This is a genomic window from Myroides albus, assembly GCF_024722315.1.
GTDB lineage: Bacteria > Bacteroidota > Bacteroidia > Flavobacteriales > Flavobacteriaceae > Flavobacterium > Flavobacterium album_A.
This window is the reverse complement of sequence record NZ_CP102754.1, coordinates 1,642,399-1,665,197: the sequence shown is the minus strand read 5'-3', so window position 1 is coordinate 1,665,197 and position 22,799 is coordinate 1,642,399. Positions and strand designations below refer to the sequence as shown.

Here is a 22,799-nt window from a genome sequence, read left to right as displayed (position 1 = left end):
AATGAAATAAGTAAACTAATCAAACAGTAATCTCAAAGATTTTAAGACACTTATAATCATTTGCCGCAATTTTTATATATTAGCAATCAATCAACTATAAAAACCTAATAAATTAGAAAATGGCAAACTTAAATAACCAATTTGGTATTGAAGAAGCTTTACAGAAGCTTGGCTTAAAAGAAATAAATCACGGTTCATCTACGGGATTAAATTCATTTTCAAATGGAAAAATAATTGAATCTTACTCTCCAGTAAATGGCGCTTTAATTGGCAAAGTACAGGCATCTACTGCTGATGATTATGAAAAAGTAATGCAAACGGCAACGGAGGCATTTAAGACTTGGAGAAATGTACCCGCTCCAAAAAGAGGAGAAATTGTTCGTCAAATAGGTGATGAATTACGCAAAAACAAAGAATATCTTGGAAAGCTTGTATCCTATGAAATGGGAAAAAGCTTACAAGAAGGATTGGGAGAAGTACAGGAAATGATCGATATCTGTGATTTTGCAGTAGGTCTTTCTCGTCAGTTGTATGGCTTAACGATGCATTCTGAAAGACCACAGCATAGGATGTATGAGCAATGGCACCCGATAGGTGTTGTTGGTGTTATTTCAGCATTCAACTTCCCAGTAGCAGTTTGGAGTTGGAATACAATGATTGCATGGGTTTGTGGAGACGTTTGTGTATGGAAACCAAGTTCAAAAACGCCTCTATGTGGAGTAGCATGTCAAAATATAGTATCTAAAGTTTTCAAGGAAAACAATATTCCTGAAGGAGTATGTAACCTCGTAGTTGGGAACGAATGTGGTGATTTGATCAATAATGATCACCGTATCCCGTTAGTTTCCTTTACAGGATCAACACGCATTGGCCGACACGTTTCAAAAACCGTAGCTGAAAGATTTGGAAATACCATCTTAGAATTAGGAGGAAATAATGCTATTATTGTTTCTGAACATGCAGATATCAACATGGTTTTAGTTGGTGCTGTTTTTGGAGCAGTAGGAACAGCAGGACAACGCTGTACAAGTACAAGACGCCTTATCGTACACGAAAGCGTATATGACAAAACCATTGAAGTACTTCAAAAAGCGTATGCACAGTTAAAAATAGGCAACCCTCTTGATGCAACTAATCACGTAGGTCCACTAATTGATAAAGGCGCTGTTCAAGATTACTTAAACGCAATAGAAAAAGCAAAAAAAGAAGGAGGTAAAATAATTGTAGAAGGAGGCGTTCTTTCAGGTGAAGGTTATGAAAGTGGATGCTATGTAAAACCGTGTATCATAGAAGGTAAAAATGATTACGAAATCATACAAGCAGAAACCTTTGCCCCAATCTTATACGTTATGAAATACAGCGATATTCAAGAGGCAATAGCTATGCAAAATGGCGTTCCTCAAGGATTATCTTCATCTATATTCACTACTAACATGAGAGAAATGGAATTGTTCTTATCTCATGCAGGATCAGATTGTGGAATAGCCAATGTCAATATCGGAACATCTGGAGCTGAAATCGGTGGTGCATTCGGAGGAGAAAAAGAAACAGGAGGTGGTAGAGAATCCGGATCAGATGCTTGGAAAGCATACATGAGACGTCAAACCAATACCATCAATTACGGAACTGAGTTACCTTTAGCTCAAGGTATTAAATTTGATTTCTAAACGAATAGATAATAAATACTTATCGCAATACACAGAAAAGGGTTCACTGAGTGAACCCTTTTTATATTTTATCTCTATAAGCTACAATGAATCACGCGCTATACACTATTCTGAGCCGTATTAACGAACGCATCTACCAATCTTACAAGGATTTAATTAATTTTAAAAAAGAGTACAAAACTAATCCCTCTGCAATCAAAATTAAAAGTAGGTTGAAATAAAAGTCAGCATTGTTAAGATACATTTCATAGTTCAAAAAACTAATACCACTCCCCTTAAAAAAAGAAAGGTACAAACTAAAAATAAGTATAAAAAAGAAGCAGACAAGTGCTCCCGTCTTTTGAAATCTACTCATAACAGATCATATTTTAGGTAATTAATACTAGTCCTCATTGCTAATTATATACTACTACTGAAGCAGGCACGGTCGATCAAAGAATTAAACTCAACTACTCCAGGCAGAGTCAAAACAGCAACCTAAGCCAGTAATGTAGTACAGTGAAATAGAGTATTCCCTTTAAAAACATCCTTGAACAATCACCTAAATTTACACTAATTCACACTAAAAGAATTATACAAATCAAACATTAAACCACCAATAATGAAGTGAATAACAGACAAATAAGCACAATCAATATAGGGCATAAAGTCAAAAAAAAAGGAGTTCCTTGAAGGAACTCCTTTTGAAAAAGTATTTATCTCTTATTACGTTCTAAAATCTATATCCAATATTGATACCTGCATTAAACTCAATAGCTGAAAAGCGGTCGTTCACCTCACTACTGAAGTTTCTTGCAATATTTGCAAATGGATTGATAGTAAATGAATCACCCAAAGCCCATTTGTACCCTACTCCAACACCAAATATGAAACTGTCCATATCTACTTTTACAGTTTGATCTACAGCATCTATTTCATTCCATTTATCTTCTTCAAAGTTTCCAAATCTGTATTTCAAAAAAGGAGTAACCACATAACCACTACCATTAGCACCAGTCTTACCTCCAAAGTAATAGTTGTAATTAACCATTAAACTATTTGTCTTAAACTTTTGATTCTTACTGTTCTTTTCAGCGTGATAAGAAAATCGATCATTGATATTGAAATTTGCACCGATCGATTGGTTATGATCGATAAAATGTTCGTACCCTAACTCAACAGAAGCTAATACTAATGTATTCAAAACATTTATTTTAACCTCATTTAAAGCCTGTGCTTTTGCTCCAAAAGTACAAGCTAAAAACATTAGTCCTAAAAATAGTTTTTTCATATTCTAATTTGATTTAACAGCAAATATAATAAAATACTCAGTTATTTATGGTTTCTACCTTCTTCATCTGGATACATAGCGGCCACGGTGTCACTTTGCCAAAACTCCTTAGAATCAATATCAAGTATGGATATCTTTCCTAAAAAAGCAGCTCCTGTATCAATATTCCACACATTAGCAAAGTTTGTTGGTTCTGTAAAACCAAAGTGAGTCACTGGTGTGTGACCAATGTATACTTCGCTGTGATGCTTTAAGCGTCGAGGGTACAAGATATCATCTGGAGAAAGATTCGCATTCATACTCATGACAAGCTCCCACAAAGTACGATCCCAATACAGACTTTCTTCAAAATGTTCATCCGTAATACCTCTTGGATTAGTAAACCCGGCATGTACAAACAATCTATTTTTGTCATCAATATAGTAATTCATTAAAGAGTCAAAAAAATCTAAATGTTTCTGTACCTCTATTTCACTTAACTGACTATACGATTTCATAGAGGCATCTCCTCCATTATACTCCCATAGTTTATTCGTTTCTTTCGTTCTTAACCAATGTACCAAAAGCGTTTCGTGATTTCCTCGAAGAAAGATACACTTCTGTTTTAGTTTTAATTCTAATAGTAGGTTTACTACTTGAGCGGATTCGCTCCATCCATCTACATAATCTCCTAAAAAAATAAGAGTATCATTTGCAGTGACATTTGCACGGTCTAAAACTTGTAGCAGAGCCTTATATCCACCGTGAATATCACCAATAACAAGTGTTCTATTCATTACCTAATCCATTTCATATTTAAGCTTACGCAAGATACGCATTACTTCTTTAAAGGCTACAAACAATTGAGGATCACTGTGTTTTTTTAGGTAATCTTTAACCTCGAGTAGTTCGTCAATAGCTTTGTCGAAACCATTGAGGTAACACAACATCATATTGAAACACAATTTGTTTAAAACGCGTTCTTCTTTAGAGGTCAATCGCATTTCATTTTGGATTTTATAAATGACATTCATACTACTCCCATAAATATGCCCTAGTATATTTCGATTGTAGCTGGGCGGATCAAATAATAAAGTATTTGAAATACCATAAGTTCCATTGTCGTAAAAGTGAATAGCTACCTCTTCGAAAGGATAATAAGATGTTTTGTCATTCAGACCCAAATTTAGATACTCAGTAATAACAAATTCATTGTCGTCATAGTAGATAGTAACAGCATCCAAATCAGAGTAAAAAAGCTGAATCTGCTCGTTGACAAACAGGATATCCACTCGGGAGTAAAAAGGAGTTCCGCGAACTTTCATTTTGTTTCCAGCCCAACAAATGATAAACTGCTCCTTAAAGACACTATATCTGGCTTTTAAATCCTTGTGAGTATCAGCTACAAAACTGACAACTGTATCTAAAAGCGTCTTAAAGTCGATCTGTGAAACATTCTCGATACTTGTCACAACTTTGCTATTATCTTCGATAGGTACCTTTTCATTCGGAACAGAAGTACTCCCAACTCTGTAAAAAAAGGTCCCTTCCTCTATCTCATTAATTTTTCTTTTAAACGTAGTTAGAAGTCCATTTGGCTTAATCGTCACTAATCCAACTACCTTATCCTTAGGCAATAAACCAAAAGGAACATTGTCGTAGACAATGCTGGGTGCATTCTCCAAATAGGCGTTTACGAGATTCTGAATTTTACTATCGTCATAAAAATCTACGCCCGTAATATAATTATCTGTATCTTCAATGCCCACAAGCAAGTAGGAATTGTTGTTAGGGTTTGAATTAGACAAGGCACAGATATGTTTTAGAAACTTAGCTTTGCCTGACTTAGTATGTAGATTAAGCTGTCTTTTCTTATCGTAGAAGCTATTTTCGTCGTAATACCCGAGTATATTTTTAATTAGTAAACGTTTGTTAATCACATCATTTCAATTTTACTTCTTAAAATTATAAAAAGAAAGTCATAATTCACGCTTAATTACAAATTAAGCATTTTACATTTAACCATATATTAACAACTATATAAAGAATATTTTTCCAATTTGCGTAAAGGTTTAAAAAAGAGTCTATTTAACAAAACAAACAAGTATGGATAATACAGCTTCAAATTATGATATTCGTGAATTAAACGAATTAATTGAAAGAGAAAGTTCTTTCATTGATTTGTTGACAATGGAAATGAACAAAGCTATTGTAGGACAAAAACATATGATTGATCGTCTATTAATTGGATTGATAGGACAAGGTCATATTCTACTTGAAGGAGTACCAGGTTTAGCAAAGACCTTAGCTATTAATACACTTTCAAAAGCAGTACATGGAAGTTTTAATAGAATTCAGTTTACTCCAGACTTACTACCTGCGGACGTTATAGGGACAATGATTTACAATGTAAAGGAAAATGATTTCAGTATCCGTAAGGGGCCAATCTTTGCCAATTTTATATTAGCAGATGAGATAAACCGTGCACCGGCAAAAGTACAGTCTGCACTTTTGGAAGCGATGCAAGAGAAACAAGTAACTATCAGTGATGAGACATATAAATTAGAGCAACCGTTCTTGGTAATGGCTACCCAAAACCCAGTTGAACAAGAAGGTACTTATCCATTACCAGAGGCTCAAATGGACCGTTTCATGTTGAAAACGGTGATTGACTATCCAAAGTTAGAGGAAGAACGCCTTGTTATTCGTCAAAATTTAGCGGGAGAAAAACCGCAAATAAACCCTGTTGTAACTTTAGAACAGATCAAACGAGCTCAAGAGGTTGTTAAGAAGGTATACATGGATGAGAAGATTGAAAAATACATCTTAGACATTGTATTTGCAACAAGATATCCTGAGCAATTCAAATTAGAAAAATTAAAACCACTTATTAGTTTCGGTGCTTCTCCTCGTGGAAGTATCAACTTAGCAACAGCTGCCAAGTGTTATGCGTTTATTAAGCGCAGAGGCTATGTTATTCCAGAGGATGTACGCGCAGTAGTAGTAGATGTATTAAGACACAGAATTGGAGTGACATACGAAGCTGAAGCTGAAAATATCACTTCATTAGATATTATAAATCAAATTGTAAATGAAATAGAAGTGCCTTAATAATTAAGGTTCTTCTGGTAATTGATTTAACCTATTTGTACTGATCTACAAATAGGTTTTGAAGTTTGAACATTTTGAAAGATATGCTATGGATACCAAAGACATTTTAAAGAAAGTCAAAAAAATTGAAATAAAAACAAAGCGATTAAGTGATCATATATTCTCAGGGGAGTATCATACTTCCTTTAAGGGTAGAGGGATGACTTTCTCCGAAGTTAGACAATATCAGTTTGGGGACGATGTAAGAGCAATAGACTGGAATGTAACGGCAAGATATAACGAACCTTATATCAAAGTCTTCGAAGAAGAACGCGAATTAACACTAATGTTAATGGTTGATGTTAGTGGCTCTGAAAACTTCGGGTCAACAGATACTTTTAAAAATGAAATCGTAACCGAAATAGCAGCAACTTTAGCTTTTTCAGCTACACAAAACAACGATAAGATTGGTCTAATTCTATTTTCAGATCAGATAGAGCTATTCATTCCTCCCAAGAAAGGAAAAACGCATGTTCTGCGTATTATTCGCGAATTATTAGATTTCAAACCTAAGAGTCAGCATACTGATTTAGCACATGCGTTAGAGTACGCTACGAAAGTTTTAAAGAAAAAAGCTATTGTTTTTGTCCTTTCAGACTTTATCACACCGAACTTTGAATCTACATTGAGGATTACTGCAAAGAAACACGACATTACTGGTATTCGCGTCTATGACAAACGCGAACAAGAAATACCTAATGTCGGTTTAATAACAGTATTTGATGCTGAGACAAGAGAAGAAGTGGTACTCAATACTTCAAGTCAAAGTACGCGTAAAGAATATGAAGCCTACTTCCAGAAAAAGGAAAAGAAATTCTTAAAAGTATTTCAAAAATGTGGAGCAGGTACAATCAACATAGAGGTAAATGACAGTTATGTAAAAAAACTCTTAGGCTACTTCAAATCAAGATAACAATCATGAAAAAGGAATTTCTATATATACTCACAACTTTATTATTTTTTAGTAGTACGCTGTACGCTCAAAATAGAATTGAGTCTAAAGTAGATACCACTCAAATAAAAATAGGTGATAGTTTCTCCTATACAATTACAGCCCATACTAAAGAAGGGACAAAGATTACTTTTCCTGAAACAGAACAAATTGGAGCTTTTGAAGTCATAGAGAACTATCCGACAGATACAGTTGTAAAACAAGATGATATAGAGTTAATCAAGAAGTATGATTTAACGCAATTCGATGAAGGTTCCTACACTCTTCCGCAGGTACCAGTCATTGTAGATGCATCAATGTTCAAGACTGATTCGGTAAGAATTAACGTATTACCTGTACAAGTAGATACTCTAAAAACTCCATTATATGAAATTAAGGGTATTTCAAAAGAGGGTGCATCATTTTCTACTTACTGGTATTACATCATTTTCGTCGTTTTATCCATCGTCGTAGGTATAGCATTGTACTTATTCATTAAATACAAGCAGGAGAAAAACCTAACTGAGGACGATAAATATAAAACCCCTTATGAGAAAGCAGTCAAGAAATTAAAAAAACTTGAGGAGAAAAAGAACTGGACGAGAGGAGATGCTAAACCATATTATTCAGAGATGAGTAATGTCGTAAGAAACTTTCTTGAAGATACATTTGATATTTCTGCAAGAGAAATGACCACCTATGAGATTATGATACTCTTAAAAAACACTTTAAGAGATAAGAATATCAAACTAAAACCAGAGGTTATCAATGAGTTCAAAAGAATTCTCGAAACAGCTGACTTAGTAAAGTTTGCCAAATCTCAACCAACTGAGAGTGAAATCCAAGGAGATACGAGTAAGATACAGGGAATCGTAGATAAGATTAACGAGGCTTATCCTATATCTGCAGCTACTCAGACAGAGCGAATTAGAAGACGAGAAGAAAGGAAAAGACGCCGTATGCGCTTTCGTATTTGGTTGCCAATTGGCGTATCCGTTTTCTTAATGTTACTTACAGGAATAGGCTATTACTTCACTACTGCAAGTGAAAGAGAGTACAGTCTATTTACGTTTAACAACACAAAGAAACTATTGGAAAAAGAATGGATTAGTAGTACGTATGGGTCAAATCCAGGTATCACTATTACTACTCCAGTCGTGTTAGTACGCAAAAATGAAACTGTAATTCAAGAAGCGAAACTTGATGGTTTAGAATCAATACAGCAGTTTAGATTCAAAACTTTGGAGGACCCTATCAGTATGATATTGAGTAATTCAGTAACGACTAAAGAGTTCAAATCAACTGAGAAGGAAATAATCGCTCATGCGATAAAGGCAATTACGCAAAATTACAAAGTAACGGATATACAATATGAGGAAGATGACTTTGAGAACTCAAAAGGTATAGTAGGTACAGAAGTATTTGGTAGTTTCAAATTAGAAGATACGGAGACAGGTAAAATAGAAGAAATAGAATTTGAAGGAGTACTGACCCAATATGGTGAGAACCGTAGTCAGATATGGGTTTTCTATCGAAATAATGATAAACTTGCAGTTGAATTAGTTCAAAGAGTATTTGAATCAATTCAATACAATGAAGAAAAATGATAATGAAAAATGTAACTTTTTTAAATCCAGAGTTATTTTGGCTTTTTCTATTGCTACCAGTGGCATTTTATATTTGGTATATCAATAGAAAAAAACAACATGCTACAGTAAAGTTAAGTACGACAAAAGGAATAAGAAATAGTAAATCAATTCTCATAAAGCTACTACCTGTATCTATTGTACTAAGGCTATTAGCTTTATCAACCTTGATTGTAGCATTAGCACGACCTCAAATAATCAGTGTGGATCATCAGATACATTCTACACATGGTATAGATATTATCATGGCAATGGATATCTCAGGAAGTATGTTAGCGAGAGATTTACAGCCTAATCGATTGGAAGCCTTGAAAACTGTAGCTGCTGACTTTGTCAAACAACGCGTAAGTGATCGCATAGGAATTGTAATCTACGCTGCTGAAGCTTATACAAAAACTCCAGCTACAAGTGATAAGCCACTTATCTTAAATGCACTGCGCACCATAACGTATAGCAATGAAATTGAAGATGGTACTGCTATTGGCGTAGGATTGGGAACAGCGATAAACAGAGTAAAAGATAGTCCTGCTAAGAGTAAAGTCATTATCCTATTAACAGATGGAGTAAATAATACGGGAGCAATTGATCCTATATTGGCAGCAAAAATAGCAAAGGAATACAACATAAAAGTTTACACTATTGGTATAGGTACAAATGGTTTGGCAGATTCACCAGTAGGTATGAAACCTAATGGAGAAGTTGTATATGAAAAAGTCCAAGTAGAGATTGACGAAGAATTAATGAAGGAAATCGCTCAGATGACAGGAGGACAATATTTTAGAGCAACTGACACAGATAGCTTAAAAAATATTTATGAAGAAATCAACCAATTAGAGAAGACAAAAATAGACGAGCAAAAGTTCGTTAATACAGATGAGAAATTTCACTTGTTTGCTTTAATAAGTTTTATTCTCTTAAGCATTGAAATAATACTAAGAAAAACTCTTTTTAGAGGATTTATATAAGTTTATTATGTGGGAACTTGATAATAAAAAATACTTTCTTTTATTAATTGTAATTGCAGCAATTGTAGGTCTTATCATTGCTGATTTGCTATGGAAGAAAAGAAAGCAATCTACTTTTGCTACGCACAAAGCAATGAAAATATTAGCGCCAAACAGATCTAAGAATAAGTCAATCATCAAGGCTGGTCTTTATCTTATGGCATTAGTTTCGATTGTAATAGGATTAGTTAATCCGAAAATTGGAACCAAATTGATAACAGTCAAACGTCAGGGTATTGACATTGTATTTACCTTGGATGTTTCTAAGAGTATGCTTGCAGAGGACATGGCGCCAGATCGTTTGGCTAAAATGAAACAACTGGTTTCACAGATTATCAATAATCTCGGACCTGATAGAGTTGGAATAGTTGGCTATGCTGGAACAGCTTTCCCGATGCTTCCAATTACAACAGACCACTATGCTGCAAAAATGTATTTGCAAACCATGAATACGGATATGGTATCCTCTCAAGGTACCGCTTTTGAAGATGCAATCTATGAAGCGAGTAACTTTTATGATAACCCAAATACCAGTAAAGTGATGATCCTCATTTCTGATGGTGAAGATCACGGAGAAGAAATGGATGGCGCTATCGCTATTGCTTCTCAAAAAGGAATAAAGATTATCACTATCGGAGTGGGTACTGAAAAAGGAGGTCCAATACCTATTCGCACTGCCAAAGGCGTTGAGTATAAAAAAGATTGGGACAACGAAATTGTGATTACAAAACTCAATCCAAATACTTTAAAACACATTGCAGAAAAAACGGGAGGCAAATATTACTATGGATCTAATACCCAAGAAGTCGTTGATTTAGTTAAAAATGACTTGAATAAGATTCAAAAAACAGACTTTGAATCTCAACAGATTTCTGAATATCAATCACAATTTCAGTGGTTTTTGGCATTTGCATTTATTTTAATTTTCATTGACTTATTCATTTTAGAGCGCAAAACACAATGGATGAAAAATCTAAACCTGTTCAATGAAAAGAATGAAGATAATGATTAATGATTTTTGATTATGAAGCACTTATTATATATAATAACTTTCTTTTTTATGTCCTTAGCTACTTTTGCACAAAGTGCTGGTAGAGCCCTAAGTAAAGGAAATGAAGGATATGAACAAAAACATTACGCACAAGCTGAAGCATCCTATAGAATAGCTAATTCTAAATTGGAAAACAATGCTACAGCCGAATATAATTTAGGGAATGCCTTGCTAAAACAAGGTAGAACAAAAGAAGCTATTTCGGCTTATGAACGTGCTATTAAAGTTGCCGATTCTAAATCTGAAAAACACCTTGCCTACCACAATATAGGTAACTCATATATGAAATTAAAGGATTATAAAGCAGCCGAACAAGCATACAAGTCTGCACTGAAAAATAATCCGAAAGATGAAGAAACAAGGTATAATTATGCTGTCGCAAAAAAACTAAATCAGCAGCAGCAAAATAAAGATCAACAAGATCAAAACAAAGATCAACAGGATCAAAACAAAGATCAACAGGATCAAAACAAAGATCAACAGGATCAAAACAAAGATCAACAGGATCAAAACAAAGATCAACAGGATCAAAACAAAGATCAACAAGGTCAAGATAAAGACCAAAATGGTCAGGATAAAGATAAAAAGGATCAGGATAAAGATCCGAAAGATAAAAAAGGAGAAGAAAACAAAGAGGAGGAAAATAAAAAACCTCAAAACAAGGATAACAAGAAGCAAGAAAATAAAGAAGAGGACAAGGAAGATTCTGATGAAAAAGATGGAGATAAAGACAACTCTGACAAGGATAAAGAGAATCAACCATCACAACAGCAGCCAATGCCAAGTAATATGAGTCAAATGCCACAAACGGCAACACAAGCTCAAATGAATCAGATATTACAGTCACTTGAAACAAAAGAGAAACAAGTACAACAACGAATCATCAACAAAGGCAAAGGGGCTGCCACACAAGGAAAAAATACGGGTGACAAAAAGAATGAACGCAAAAAAGACTGGTAGAAAATGAAATCATTTCAGAAATACATACTATTAATATGTTTTATCTGTAGTCAAGCATTATGGGCACAATACACTTTCGAAGCAAAAGTTAGCAGAGAAAATGTGCCCCTAAATGAACATGTTCGTATTGACTTCGTAATGGATGGTGATGGAGATAACTTTACCCCACCAAACTTCAATGGTTTAAAAATCGTTGGAGGGCCTAATCAAGCTGTTAGTCAGTCATGGATAAATGGCAAAAAGACTTTTTCGAAGACTTATTCTTATTTCTTACAATCGACTCGAAAAGGTAATTTCAAAATTGGACCTGCCACTATTGAGATTGAGGGTAAAGAATATAAAACTAATCCCCTATCCATTACTTTTGTTGACGCAGTACAAAAGCAAAATACTCCAAACAGGGGACGTAGTGGTGAATTAAATCAAATTCAACAACAATCCCTCGAGCACATACATTTAGTGACCGAGGTTAGCAACGCGAATCCTTATGTTAATGAGCCAGTAAACATTAGTTTTAAAATATATTTTAAAGAAGGACTCTCTGGTTATAGTGGTAAAAAAATACCTACGTACAAAGATTTTTGGGTACATACTATTCCCCCAACAAGACAACCTGAAATAAAGGTTGGGAAATACAAAGGAGAAACATACAACTACATCGAAATCAAAAGAGATGTAGTTATGGCACAAGAAGTAGGTAGTTATACTATAGATCCACTTGTTCTTGATGTTCAAGCGCAAGTTTATACAGGTAGACGAGATTTCTTCGGTTTTCCTGAAGTTGGCTATGTCGAAAAAGAAATTGGCACCAATAAGGTTACTATAAATAGCAAAGCATTGCCAGAGCAAGGTAAACCACTCAATTTCAGTGGTGGCGTAGGAAAACTCAACTTTAAGGTTACTCCTTCCAAAAGAGAGTTAAAAGCTGGTGATCCATTCACCTTAAAAGTGGAAGTATCTGGTCAAGGGAACCTGAATTTATTAACGATTCCCGAGCCAAAAGCTCATTCGGCATTAGAGTTATATGACCCCGTTTACACAGAGAAGGTTACTCCAACTGTATTCGGATTACAGGGAAAAAGAGCAAATGAATATACTATTATTCCGCAATACAAAGGGGATTACTATATTCAGCCTATGGAGTTTTCATACTTTGATCTATCGAGTAAATCGTATAAAACCATTTCGACAGATAGTCTAAAGATTGCCGTTATAGATGGGCCTGCATTGCCAACAAACACAACAATTCAACATGCTCAAGACTCTGAGGCAATAGACAATAGTGAACTATTTCAACCCATAGAGAACACGGCTACTTTTATTTCTACTGAATCCGAAACAGCTTATTGGTTGTCGACTACTTATTACCTATTGACATTATTTCCAATAGCTGCAATTCCATTCTTTGTATTGGCTGTGAATAGAAAACGCTCTTTAGACAATGACATAGAAGGAAACCGATTACGCACGAACAACCGATTAGCGCGCAAATATTTATCGGAAGCTAAAAAGCACTTAAAAGACAAAGATAGTTTCTATGAAGCTTTAGAACGTTGCTTACACAACTTCCTTAAGGCTAAACTAAAAATAGAAACATCAGAGATGAGTAATGAAACAATTCAGGATCTACTGCAAGATAACCAAGTGACAGAGGAGCAAATTACTGCATTTATGGAGCTAAAGAATGCTTGTGAATGGGCAAGATACACTCCCACTGAACAGGTAGATACAAACAAAGATTACGAATCTGCTATACAAGTAATAAGTCAATTAGAAAAACAATTAAAGTAAACAATGATGAAATATATAATCTATATCCTATTATTTGCTTTACCATCTGTTTCTTTCGCACAAGACAAAAGTCAGTGGGAAAAGAAGTTTGACAATGCTAATAGCTTATATATAAAAGAGAATTATGCAAAGGCTATAGAAATCTATCACGAGTTAATCCAAGAGAAAGATAATTCTCCTGAGGTTTTCTTCAATTTGGCCAATGCTTATTATAAATTAAATAACAATACAGATGCTATTTACTATTATGAAAAAGCGCTAAAGTTAGCTCCAGATACCCAGGCCTTTCTCACAAATCTAAATTATGCTCGAAAGAATCTTGAAGATGATATTACTATTGTAAAAGAATACGACCAACAAGATATCATACACCAAAGTTTAGGAATACTAACAGTTAATCAATGGGCTACTCTGAGTACACTTGCAGCATTCTTAGTCTTAATTTGCTTTATCTGCTACTATTTAACCACTAAAAGTAATGTAAAGAAACTAAGCTTTACCTGCCTTATACTCTTTCTCTTTTTAAGTTTAGTGACAGCTTATAGCGCTTACTTTGAAGACCATTATAAAAGTGACGCTTATTCAGGAATCATTTTCGACAAAGTCTTAGAGCTAAAAAGTGAAGCGCGACATACTTCTGATACCATTAGAGAGCTCCACGAAGGAACAAGAGTTCATGTATTGGAAGAAAAATCTCTTTGGATAAAGGTACAATTGGACAACCAAGAAGAGGGTTGGATAGAGAAGAAATCCATCAAAGTGATATAGTAAAAAAGGGGACAAAAGAATAATTTCTTTTGTCCCCTTTTTTATTTTTAGCCCTATACACAATCGATTAAACAGCTGTAGGTTCCTCTGGTGTAGTAAGCATGTCCACGCTTCTTGCAAACAAGGACTTAACCATATTGTACAAACTTGGTAGAATGTCTTCCGATAAAACTAAGTAAGTCTTATAACTATAAGACTGCTGCAAAGTTTCTGTTTCCACAAGCTTGAATATATTATTTACCTCATCGAATAAACTAAGAAAAACACTTCCTACCAAGATAACTACAAGGATTTGGAACAAAGCACCAAAAAGTCGATTAACAAAACCTAAATAAACAGTCTCGAAAACCTTAGTCAGCATATTAGCGACGAATTTCACAAGTAAAATCGATAAGAAGAAGGTCAAGATAAAAGAGATAATAGGCAGAAAAGAGGTATCCCATCCTAATTTAGTGAACAGCAATTCTTTGACAACGTTCGAAAACTTCAAAGCGCCAATTATACCAATAAGAATTGATAAAAAGGCTGCTACAGAAACAAACAAACCTTTCTTCAAACCTATATAAATACCATATACTAAAACAATACCAGTGATTATATCTAAAACCATCAACCTATTTTTATTACGAATATATTACAAAAACTCATCTTATGACTTACTTTAAAAAATAATTCATCCAAAATCAGGTCTTTTTGCGCATTATCTCAAAAAGACAAACCTCAAAAAAACAATTCAATCTTAGTCCGTTATACAATAATGATTCCAATTTGTAAAATATGGTATCAACCTCAACAGAATAAAACAGAATCAAATTGCAAATTGTATCTTTGTCAACTTATTATAAAATAATATGGCAAGAGATGAACAATTAAAACAACGATGGCAATCGGTTGTTACCAAAATATCAGAGCGCTTTGGAGATGGTGAAACATTAGACTTAGAAGCAATTATATATTTAATAGGCGTACAAGAATTAGGAAAAATAAAAAAACGCTATAAGAAAGACGAAAAAATAAACCTAATGCACATTGCAATATGTAAATTATTAGAGCCTTATGGGTACTATGAGTTTGAATACTTTGACAATGACGGTTGGCCTCACTACAAAACTTTAGAGCACTTACCAGCATTAAAAGCAGGTGAACAAAGTGTATTAATGAAAGAAGCAATTGTAAATTACTTCCTGGAGAATAAGTTTATAGAATAAGCTACATTACAAAGAATTATCAAAAGAATAAGGTTTTAAAATTTTAATGTCTAATTGAAAAGCAGTAAATTTGCGCTTTACTTTACTTAAGATGATAGATAAAATAAAAGAATACATCGGTGAAGCAGAGTTATTTCACACCGATAATAAAGAGACGCTTGAAGCATTTAGAATTAAATTCTTATCAAAGAAAGGAATCTTAAATGACCTATTCGCACACTTTAAAACTGTGCCGAACGAGCAAAAAAAAGAGTTTGGTCAGATAATCAACTCGTTAAAAAATATTGTTGAGGCTAAAGTAAAATCAATTCAAGAAGAACTAGAGTCAAAAGATATACAAGGTTTATATGGAGATCTTACAAGACCAGGTTACCCTTTAGAAATTGGTTCAAGACATCCTATTTCATTAGTAAAAAACCAAATCGTAGATATCTTCAATAGTATTGGATTTAATATATCTGAAGGTCCTGAAATAGAGGATGACTGGCATAATTTCTCTGCGTTGAACTTCCCGGAATATCACCCAGCACGTGATATGCAAGATACTTTCTTCGTTCAAACCAATCCAGAGCACTTACTGCGTACACATACATCATCTGTACAAGTGCGTTATATGGAAAAGAATACACCTCCATTGAGAACTATTTCTCCAGGGCGCGTATTTAGAAACGAAGCTATTTCATCACGTTCACACTGTATATTCCACCAAGTTGAAGGTTTATATATTGACAAAGACGTTTCTTTCGCTGATTTAAAACAAACCTTGTTATACTTCACAAAAGAGATGTTTGGAAAATCTAAGATTAGATTGCGTCCTTCGTATTTCCCTTTTACTGAACCAAGTGCTGAAGTAGATATCTATTGGGGTCTTAAAACCGAAACAGATTACCGAATTACAAAAGGAACTGGATGGTTAGAGATTATGGGATGTGGTATGGTTGATCCAAATGTTCTTAAGAACTGTAATATCGATCCTACCGAATATAGTGGTTTTGCCTTTGGTATGGGAATTGAGCGTATCGCAATGTTATTATACCAAATCGGAGATATCCGTATGTTCTACGAAAACGATGTTCGCTTCTTAGAACAATTTAAAGCAAGTTTCTAATTAGATACACAATAATAAAAGGTCACTTCATTCGAAGTGACCTTTTTGCATACTACTAACTAATATAATTACCTCTGCTATAATTTTACGTCTTTTGAACTAACATCAAAAGAATCAAAACAAAGTAAATATTCCTATTCAATGGGTTACCCCCTAATTCTTCTACAGTATAATCCCTTACACTTGAAACAAGATCAAATCACTAAGAAACAATATGTTATCTTTTTAGATTCAATAAAAAACCCTTTATTCTAAGGTCCTAAAATAAAACAAACCAAGGCAACAGAATAATACAAATCAAATATTCCGCATGAATCGCTTGCATTAATAAAAGGCTTTCTATTTTCAATTAGACGTACATTCTCAATCATTGTTACAGCTGACTCGAAAAATTATTCAAAAAAAAAGTAAGACATCTCAAAAGAAACAATCTAAGTAGATTATAGTATAAACTGCGCATTAAAACTATGCACGCATAATAGTATGTACCTTAAATAGTTAATAAACTGTAAAAGAAAGCTTCATAATAAGAATAAGTTTACCTTTTACTCAATCACTTTTGTATTTTTGTCAGTTCAAACTAAACTAACTATGTCAAGATTTAATCTATTAACTGTAAAAGAAGTTCGCAGAGAGACTCCTAACGCAGTATCAATAGCATTTGATATTCCAGCCGATTTACAACAGGATTATAAATTCACAGCAGGGCAATATCTCAATATTAAATATCAACATGAGGGGAAAGAGATTCGCAGAGCCTATTCTATCTGCTCAACTCCTACCAGTGGAGAATTGAGAATTGCCGTAAAGAAAGTTGAAAATGGAATATTCTCAAGTTACGCAAATGAAATACTGAAAGCAGGTGATCAATTAGAAGTTGAGGCTCCTGAAGGAAGATTTACATTCGAACCGAATGCTACTGTATCTAATAACTATGCTGCATTTGCTGCTGGTAGTGGAATCACTCCAGTGATTGCTATTTTAAAAACAACATTAGAACAAGAACCAAACAGCAAATTTGTACTCATCTATGGGAATAAAAATGCTGAGGAGACAATCTTCCGCGATGAGTTATACAGACTGCAAGAGCAGTACAAAGAACGTTTGTTTATCCACTTCGTTTACTCTCGTATTAGAGAAAACGATTCAATTTTTGGACGTATAGATAAAGCAGCAATCAACTTTGTAGTTAACAATAAACACAAGGATACAACCTTTCAACAATTCTACATTTGCGGTCCTGAAGATATGATTGATACAGTAAGTGCTACTCTACAAGATAGAGGAGTCACTAAGGAAAATATCTCATTTGAAATCTTTACACCTAATACAGATGGAGCTGCTCCAATAGAAATAACTGGTGGAGGAACAATTAAAGTAACTGCTTTGGTTGATGATGATGAAACTACTTTCGAAATGGCAAAAGATCAAGTGTTGTTAAATGGTGTTCTTGAGGCAGGTGTAGATGCTCCTTATTCTTGTCAAGGTGGTATCTGTAGTTCTTGTATGTGCCGTATTATAAAAGGATCTGCTACGATGAAACTCAACAGTATTCTAACGGACCAAGAAGTAGAAGATGGTCTAATTCTGTCTTGTCAAGCAATTGTTACTTCTGATGAGATCTACGTTGATTACGATGATATTTAAAAAATTGCTCAAGGCAATAATCACTACATACAAAAAACAAAAAAGAGGTTATATTTTCATATAACCTCTTTTTCAACTTAGCTTCACTTTTAATTTAATTGGTCACTCCTACTTCGTTTTAGGAATTAAAGTCAGGAATTAAAATATGATTATTATCATATTTTGTATAAATGTATTTAATTTTTTTTGACAACCAAAACTTATTTCACTTTTTAACAAAATTTAAATATTTTTTATAAAAAAGCACAAATAAGGCGCAATAAACTTACAATTCATCTACTTTATATCATAAAAAATAGCGTTACCTATTTTAATGCACATTAGCTTCAATTAAAAGGCAAAATAAACTATTATAAATAAAAAGGCTCTCCCACCGCGTGGAAAAGCCTCTTTCAATCTATCACAACACTAAACTTACTAGTTTCTCATTTACTTGGTCAAAGTTGAATGACGTGTACACACGGTCAAACTCTCCTTTGATTGCTTCATTCATCAGGTTACCTACACTACCTTCGTGTGTATGGTTTACCTCTTTTGACGGTTGATAAGTACCTGCCTCTATCGACAGCCCTATCTCTTTATATGCTTCTCTAAAAGGCATCCCCTTTAGCACATAATCATTCACTACCTCAACGCTAAACAAATAGTCGTATTTCGGATCGCTTAATATCTCTTTATTCACCTCTATATTGTCCAACATCAATTTCAGAATATCTAAACACTCTTTCAATGAAGTGAAAGCTGGGAACAAGTTCTCTTTTAACAACTGAAGATCTCTGTGGTACCCAGAAGGCAAATTAGTAGTCATTAAGGCTATTTCGTTAGGCAAGGCTTGTATCTTATTACATCTTGAACGAATAAGCTCTAAAACGTCTGGATTCTTCTTATGTGGCATAATGCTCGAACCTGTAGTCAAATGATCTGGGAATTTGATAAAGCCCATATTCTGACTCATATACAAGCATCCATCCATCGCGAACTTAGCTAAAGTAGCTGCAATAGCGCTTAACCCTTGTGCTAAGATACGCTCCGTCTTCCCTCTGCCCATCTGTGCATACACTACATTATAGTTCATAGACTGAAAGCCTAATAGGTCTGTAGTCATCTGTCTGTTTAGTGGAAATGATGAACCATAACCTGCAGCTGATCCCAATGGGTTCTTATTCGTCACCTTCCACGCAGCCAGCATCATCTCTAAATCGTCTACAAGGCTCTCTGCATACGCCCCAAACCACAAGCCAAATGACGAAGGCATTGCGATTTGTAAATGCGTATAGCCAGGCAGTAATACATCTTTATACTGATTGCTCAATTGCTGTAGTGTATCAAATACCTCCTTCGTCTTAGTCACAATCTCCTCTATCTCATGGCGAAAATAAAGTTTAAGGTCTACTAATACTTGGTCGTTTCTTGAACGTCCTGAGTGTATCTTCTTACCAGCCTCACCTATTCTTCTGGTCAATAATAACTCTACTTGAGAGTGTATATCTTCTACATCATCTTCTATCTCGAATTGACCAGCTAATATCTCTTGGTATATCTGTTTTAATTCTTTTTGAATAAGGACTAAGTCTTCTGACTCTAATAATCCTATACTTTCTAACATCTGTGTATGTGCTAATGACCCCATAACGTCAAATGCCGCCAAGTTCATATCTAACACTCTATCTTGTCCTACTGTGAAGGTATCTACATTACTATCTACAGTGGTATTCTTTTGCCATAATTTCATTTGCTACACGATTTGCGTTAACATCTCTATATACAAGGCTATTCCCTCTTCTATCTCCTTTACATAGACGAATTCGTCTGCTGTATGCGAGCGAGCAGAGTCGCCAGGTCCACACTTAAGCGATGGAATACTTAACAAGGCTTGGTCACTCGTCGTAGGTGAGCCATAGGTCTCTCTACCCAAGGCTATACCCGCCTGTACGATAGGGTGATCTTTAGCTATAGACGAAGGCTTTAATCGAGTAGAACGCGCATTGACCTCACAGTCTACATGCTGTCTCACTATCTCTAATACTTCTTCGTTTGTATAAGCATCTGTCACACGTACATCTACTACAAAGTCACAAGTAGAAGGCACCACATTATGCTGTGTACCTGCATTGATCATCGTCACACTCATCTTGATAGGTCCAAACTCCTCAGATACCTTAGGGAACTGATAGGTATTAAACCACTCTATATCTTTTATCGCTTTAAATATCGCATTGTCTCCTTCATTACGCGCTGCATGTCCTGAGCGCCCATGAGCTACACAGTCGAGTACCATTAGTCCTCGTTCTGCTACAGCTAAGTGCATTTGTGTAGGTTCTCCTACAATAGCGAATTCTAATTCTCCTAATTTAGGTATTACAAATTCTAAGCCATCATTACCCGATATCTCTTCTTCTGCCGTAGCAGCGATACAGAAGTTATACTTCATCCCCTCTTTCTCATAGAAGTGTAGAAATGTAGCGATTAAAGAGACCAAGCACCCTCCAGCATCATTACTCCCCAATCCGAACAACTTGCCATCTATAACCTCAGGCTTAAAAGGGTCACGGGTATAGTCTTTATTTGGTCTCACGGTATCGTGGTGAGAGTTCAATAAGATCGTAGGCTTACTCGGATCATAATGCTTATTAAACGCCCATACATTAAAAAGCTCTCGGTGAATAGCTACTCCATGAGACTCTAAAAAGTTGGCTATTAGATCAGAAGTCAAGTGCTCTTCTTTACTAAAAGATGGTGATGCTATAAGGCTTTCTAATAAAGCTATTGCCTGTTGTGATAAGTTGTCTTTCATTGTGGTTTTATATAGTTATGGGTCGTTGTCTTGTTATATTCTATTAAAGTTGAATCGTAGTACCAGCTTTTATATCTAATAGATCCTCTGCTTTCTTGATACATACCTTATCTACTCCTTGGTTGACAGCCGCCAAAGCGTTCTCTATCTTTGGCAACATACCATCAGCTATCACCCCTTGTTGTTTTAGTTGTGTAAAGTTCTCTTGATCAATGGTAGTGATCACAGAGTTCTCATCGTTAATGTCCTGCAATACCCCTTTGCGCTCAAAGCAATAGACTAAGGCTACTTTATACTTAGTAGCAAGAGCAACTGCTATATTAGAAGCAATAGTATCTGCATTGGTGTTTAGTAGTTGGCCTTCCTTATCAGCCGTAATCGCAGAGAATACAGGATTAATCCCTATCTCTAACAATTGTTGTAATCGAATCACATTCACATCGCTTGCCTCAAAGTCCCCGACATAGCCGTAGTCTATCGGCTCGATAGGGCGTTTATGACTCTGTATCAGCTTAGCGTCTGCTCCTGAGATTCCCATCGCATCACAACCTCTTGCTTGAAGTTGTGCAGTGATTTGTTTGTTTATCAAACCTGCATACACCATTACAGCTATAGGCAACATCGCCTCATCAGTGATACGACGCCCATTGACCATCTGAGTTTCTATCCCTAACTGAGTAGCCATACGCGTAGCTAATTTACCTCCACCGTGTACTAAGACCTTAGGGCCTTCTATACGAGCATAGATGTCTAAAAAAGCGTTCAACGCAGACTCGTCATCGACGATATTACCTCCTATCTTAATAACTGTAAGGCTTTGCATAATTTATTGGTTTTTAAGCATTTCTTTTAATACAGCTTGTGCTGCCCATACTCTGTTTCCTGCTTCTTGTATCACAATAGAACTATCGCTATCTAATACTTCTGACGAGATCACTAAATCACGTCTAACAGGTAAGCAGTGCATTACTTTGGCTTGATTCGTTGCTTCTAATTTATCCAAAGTCAACATCCAAGATTGATCTGTACACGTTATCTGTCCGTAGTCTTCATAACTCGACCAGTTCTTTACATATACGAAGTCAGCATCTGCTAAAGCTTCGTCCTGATTAGTAGTCACTGTAGCTCCTGCTGTAAACTCCTCTTTCAGCGCATAACCTTCTGGATGAGTCACCACAAAGTCTACAAGACCTTCTGCCTGAGCTCTACACATCCACTCTGCGAAAGAGTTCGGTACTGCCTGTGGAAGTGCCTTAACGTGCGGTGCCCATGTCAATACTACTTTAGGTTTTTTGCCTTGAGGTACTAATTTATCTTGTGCAGCGTCATAGTTATAATCGAAGTGCTCTACTATCGTGATTAAGTCTGTGAAGCTCTGTAGTGGATGTCTTGTCGCGCTCTCTAAGCTCACTACAGGTTTGCCACAGTACTTAGCGAACTTGCTAAACAATTCTTCGCTATAGTCTTCCTCAGCATCTTTTAACCCTGGGAACGAACGAAGTCCTAATATATCACAGTACTCACCCATCACCGCAGCGGCTTCTCTAATATGCTCTGCTGTATTTCCGTCCATCACTACGCCGTCTTTAGTCTCTAAAGCCCAACCGTCTGATGTCATATTCATCACCATTACATTCATCCCTAAGTTCATAGCAGCCTTCTGAGTACTCATCCTTGTACGCAAACTTGGGTTTAAGAATACTAAACCTATTGTTTTGTGCTTGCCAAGAGTTTCTTCTGCAAAAGGGTTTGCCTTACACGCTAATGCGCTATTTACTGCTTTAGATAGGGAAGGTATATCGTTAACGGAAAAAAATTGTTTCAT

The 22,799-nt window shown here is 35.3% G+C and carries 20 protein-coding genes; 12 read left to right on the top strand and 8 right to left on the bottom strand.

Features of this window, described 5'->3' with window-relative positions; translation table 11 throughout:
• Positions 1-119: 119 nt before the first annotated feature.
• The gene (amaB, locus tag NWE55_RS07685) at positions 120-1,667 is read left to right on the top strand and encodes an L-piperidine-6-carboxylate dehydrogenase (protein WP_155091971.1); all 1,548 of its coding nucleotides are present in this window, start codon (positions 120-122) and stop codon (positions 1,665-1,667) included.
• Positions 1,668-2,379: 712 nt separating this feature from the next.
• Here amaB and NWE55_RS07680 read toward each other — a convergent pair.
• From NWE55_RS07680 to NWE55_RS07670, 3 genes are read right to left on the bottom strand one after another with little or no spacing between them, the layout of a single operon-like run.
• Positions 2,380-2,937: a DUF3575 domain-containing protein gene (locus tag NWE55_RS07680; RefSeq protein ID WP_155091970.1), complete on the bottom strand. Its 558-nt coding sequence runs from the start codon at positions 2,935-2,937 to the stop codon at positions 2,380-2,382.
• 41 nt (positions 2,938-2,978) lie between these two features.
• Entirely contained in the window at positions 2,979-3,713 is a 735-nt protein-coding gene (locus NWE55_RS07675; protein WP_160339723.1) for a metallophosphoesterase, read from the bottom strand.
• A 3-nt stretch (positions 3,714-3,716) separates the two neighbouring features.
• Positions 3,717-4,856: a DUF5929 domain-containing protein gene (locus tag NWE55_RS07670; protein ID WP_160339722.1), complete on the bottom strand. Its 1,140-nt coding sequence runs from the start codon at positions 4,854-4,856 to the stop codon at positions 3,717-3,719.
• Between the two features lie 166 nt (positions 4,857-5,022).
• On the opposite strand from NWE55_RS07670, the gene NWE55_RS07665 reads away from it, so the two are divergent.
• The 8 genes from NWE55_RS07665 (at position 5,023) to NWE55_RS07630 (ending at position 14,217) form a co-directional block, all read left to right on the top strand.
• Positions 5,023-6,027, top strand: coding sequence for an AAA family ATPase (locus NWE55_RS07665; protein ID WP_155091968.1), 1,005 nt, complete (start codon positions 5,023-5,025; stop codon positions 6,025-6,027).
• 88 nt (positions 6,028-6,115) lie between these two features.
• On the top strand, positions 6,116-6,979 hold the full coding sequence (locus NWE55_RS07660; protein WP_155091967.1) for a DUF58 domain-containing protein: 864 nt from the start codon (positions 6,116-6,118) through the stop codon (positions 6,977-6,979).
• A 5-nt stretch (positions 6,980-6,984) separates the two neighbouring features.
• Positions 6,985-8,604: a BatD family protein gene (locus tag NWE55_RS07655; protein ID WP_155091966.1), complete on the top strand. Its 1,620-nt coding sequence runs from the start codon at positions 6,985-6,987 to the stop codon at positions 8,602-8,604.
• Positions 8,605-8,606: 2 nt separating this feature from the next.
• A complete protein-coding gene (locus NWE55_RS07650; RefSeq protein WP_155091965.1) occupies positions 8,607-9,608 on the top strand; it encodes a vWA domain-containing protein in 1,002 nt (333 codons plus the stop codon).
• 7 nt (positions 9,609-9,615) lie between these two features.
• A complete protein-coding gene (locus NWE55_RS07645; RefSeq protein WP_155091964.1) occupies positions 9,616-10,659 on the top strand; it encodes a VWA domain-containing protein in 1,044 nt (347 codons plus the stop codon).
• A 12-nt stretch (positions 10,660-10,671) separates the two neighbouring features.
• Complete coding sequence (locus tag NWE55_RS07640) at positions 10,672-11,658, top strand: tetratricopeptide repeat protein (RefSeq protein ID WP_258204684.1); 987 nt, start codon at positions 10,672-10,674, stop codon at positions 11,656-11,658.
• A gap of 3 nt (positions 11,659-11,661) precedes the next feature.
• Positions 11,662-13,449: a BatD family protein gene (locus NWE55_RS07635; RefSeq protein ID WP_155091962.1), complete on the top strand. Its 1,788-nt coding sequence runs from the start codon at positions 11,662-11,664 to the stop codon at positions 13,447-13,449.
• A gap of 3 nt (positions 13,450-13,452) precedes the next feature.
• A complete protein-coding gene (locus tag NWE55_RS07630) occupies positions 13,453-14,217 on the top strand; it encodes a tetratricopeptide repeat protein (RefSeq protein ID WP_230381507.1) in 765 nt (254 codons plus the stop codon).
• A gap of 67 nt (positions 14,218-14,284) precedes the next feature.
• On the opposite strand, the gene NWE55_RS07625 is transcribed toward NWE55_RS07630, so the two are convergent.
• Entirely contained in the window at positions 14,285-14,827 is a 543-nt protein-coding gene (locus tag NWE55_RS07625; RefSeq protein ID WP_155091961.1) for a CvpA family protein, read from the bottom strand.
• Positions 14,828-15,068: 241 nt separating this feature from the next.
• On the opposite strand from NWE55_RS07625, the gene NWE55_RS07620 reads away from it, so the two are divergent.
• The 3 genes from NWE55_RS07620 to NWE55_RS07610 all read left to right on the top strand — a co-directional run bounded on the left by NWE55_RS07620 (position 15,069) and on the right by NWE55_RS07610 (position 18,180).
• Positions 15,069-15,425 (top strand): hypothetical protein, encoded by a 357-nt coding sequence (locus NWE55_RS07620; protein WP_155091960.1) that lies wholly within the window; start codon positions 15,069-15,071, stop codon positions 15,423-15,425.
• A 91-nt stretch (positions 15,426-15,516) separates the two neighbouring features.
• Complete coding sequence (pheS, locus tag NWE55_RS07615) at positions 15,517-16,533, top strand: phenylalanine--tRNA ligase subunit alpha (protein ID WP_155091959.1); 1,017 nt, start codon at positions 15,517-15,519, stop codon at positions 16,531-16,533.
• Positions 16,534-17,124: 591 nt separating this feature from the next.
• Positions 17,125-18,180: a ferredoxin--NADP reductase gene (locus tag NWE55_RS07610; RefSeq protein WP_160340165.1), complete on the top strand. Its 1,056-nt coding sequence runs from the start codon at positions 17,125-17,127 to the stop codon at positions 18,178-18,180.
• A 400-nt stretch (positions 18,181-18,580) separates the two neighbouring features.
• On the opposite strand, the gene argH is transcribed toward NWE55_RS07610, so the two are convergent.
• From argH to NWE55_RS07590, 4 genes are read right to left on the bottom strand one after another with little or no spacing between them, the layout of a single operon-like run.
• Positions 18,581-19,912, bottom strand: coding sequence for an argininosuccinate lyase (argH, locus tag NWE55_RS07605; RefSeq protein WP_006257999.1), 1,332 nt, complete (start codon positions 19,910-19,912; stop codon positions 18,581-18,583).
• A 3-nt stretch (positions 19,913-19,915) separates the two neighbouring features.
• The gene (locus tag NWE55_RS07600) at positions 19,916-20,974 is read right to left on the bottom strand and encodes a M20 family metallo-hydrolase (protein ID WP_155091957.1); all 1,059 of its coding nucleotides are present in this window, start codon (positions 20,972-20,974) and stop codon (positions 19,916-19,918) included.
• A gap of 43 nt (positions 20,975-21,017) precedes the next feature.
• The gene (argB, locus tag NWE55_RS07595) at positions 21,018-21,797 is read right to left on the bottom strand and encodes an acetylglutamate kinase (protein WP_155091956.1); all 780 of its coding nucleotides are present in this window, start codon (positions 21,795-21,797) and stop codon (positions 21,018-21,020) included.
• 3 nt (positions 21,798-21,800) lie between these two features.
• Positions 21,801-22,799, bottom strand: a complete 999-nt coding sequence (locus NWE55_RS07590) for a Rossmann-fold NAD(P)-binding domain-containing protein (RefSeq protein ID WP_155091955.1) — start codon at positions 22,797-22,799, stop codon at positions 21,801-21,803.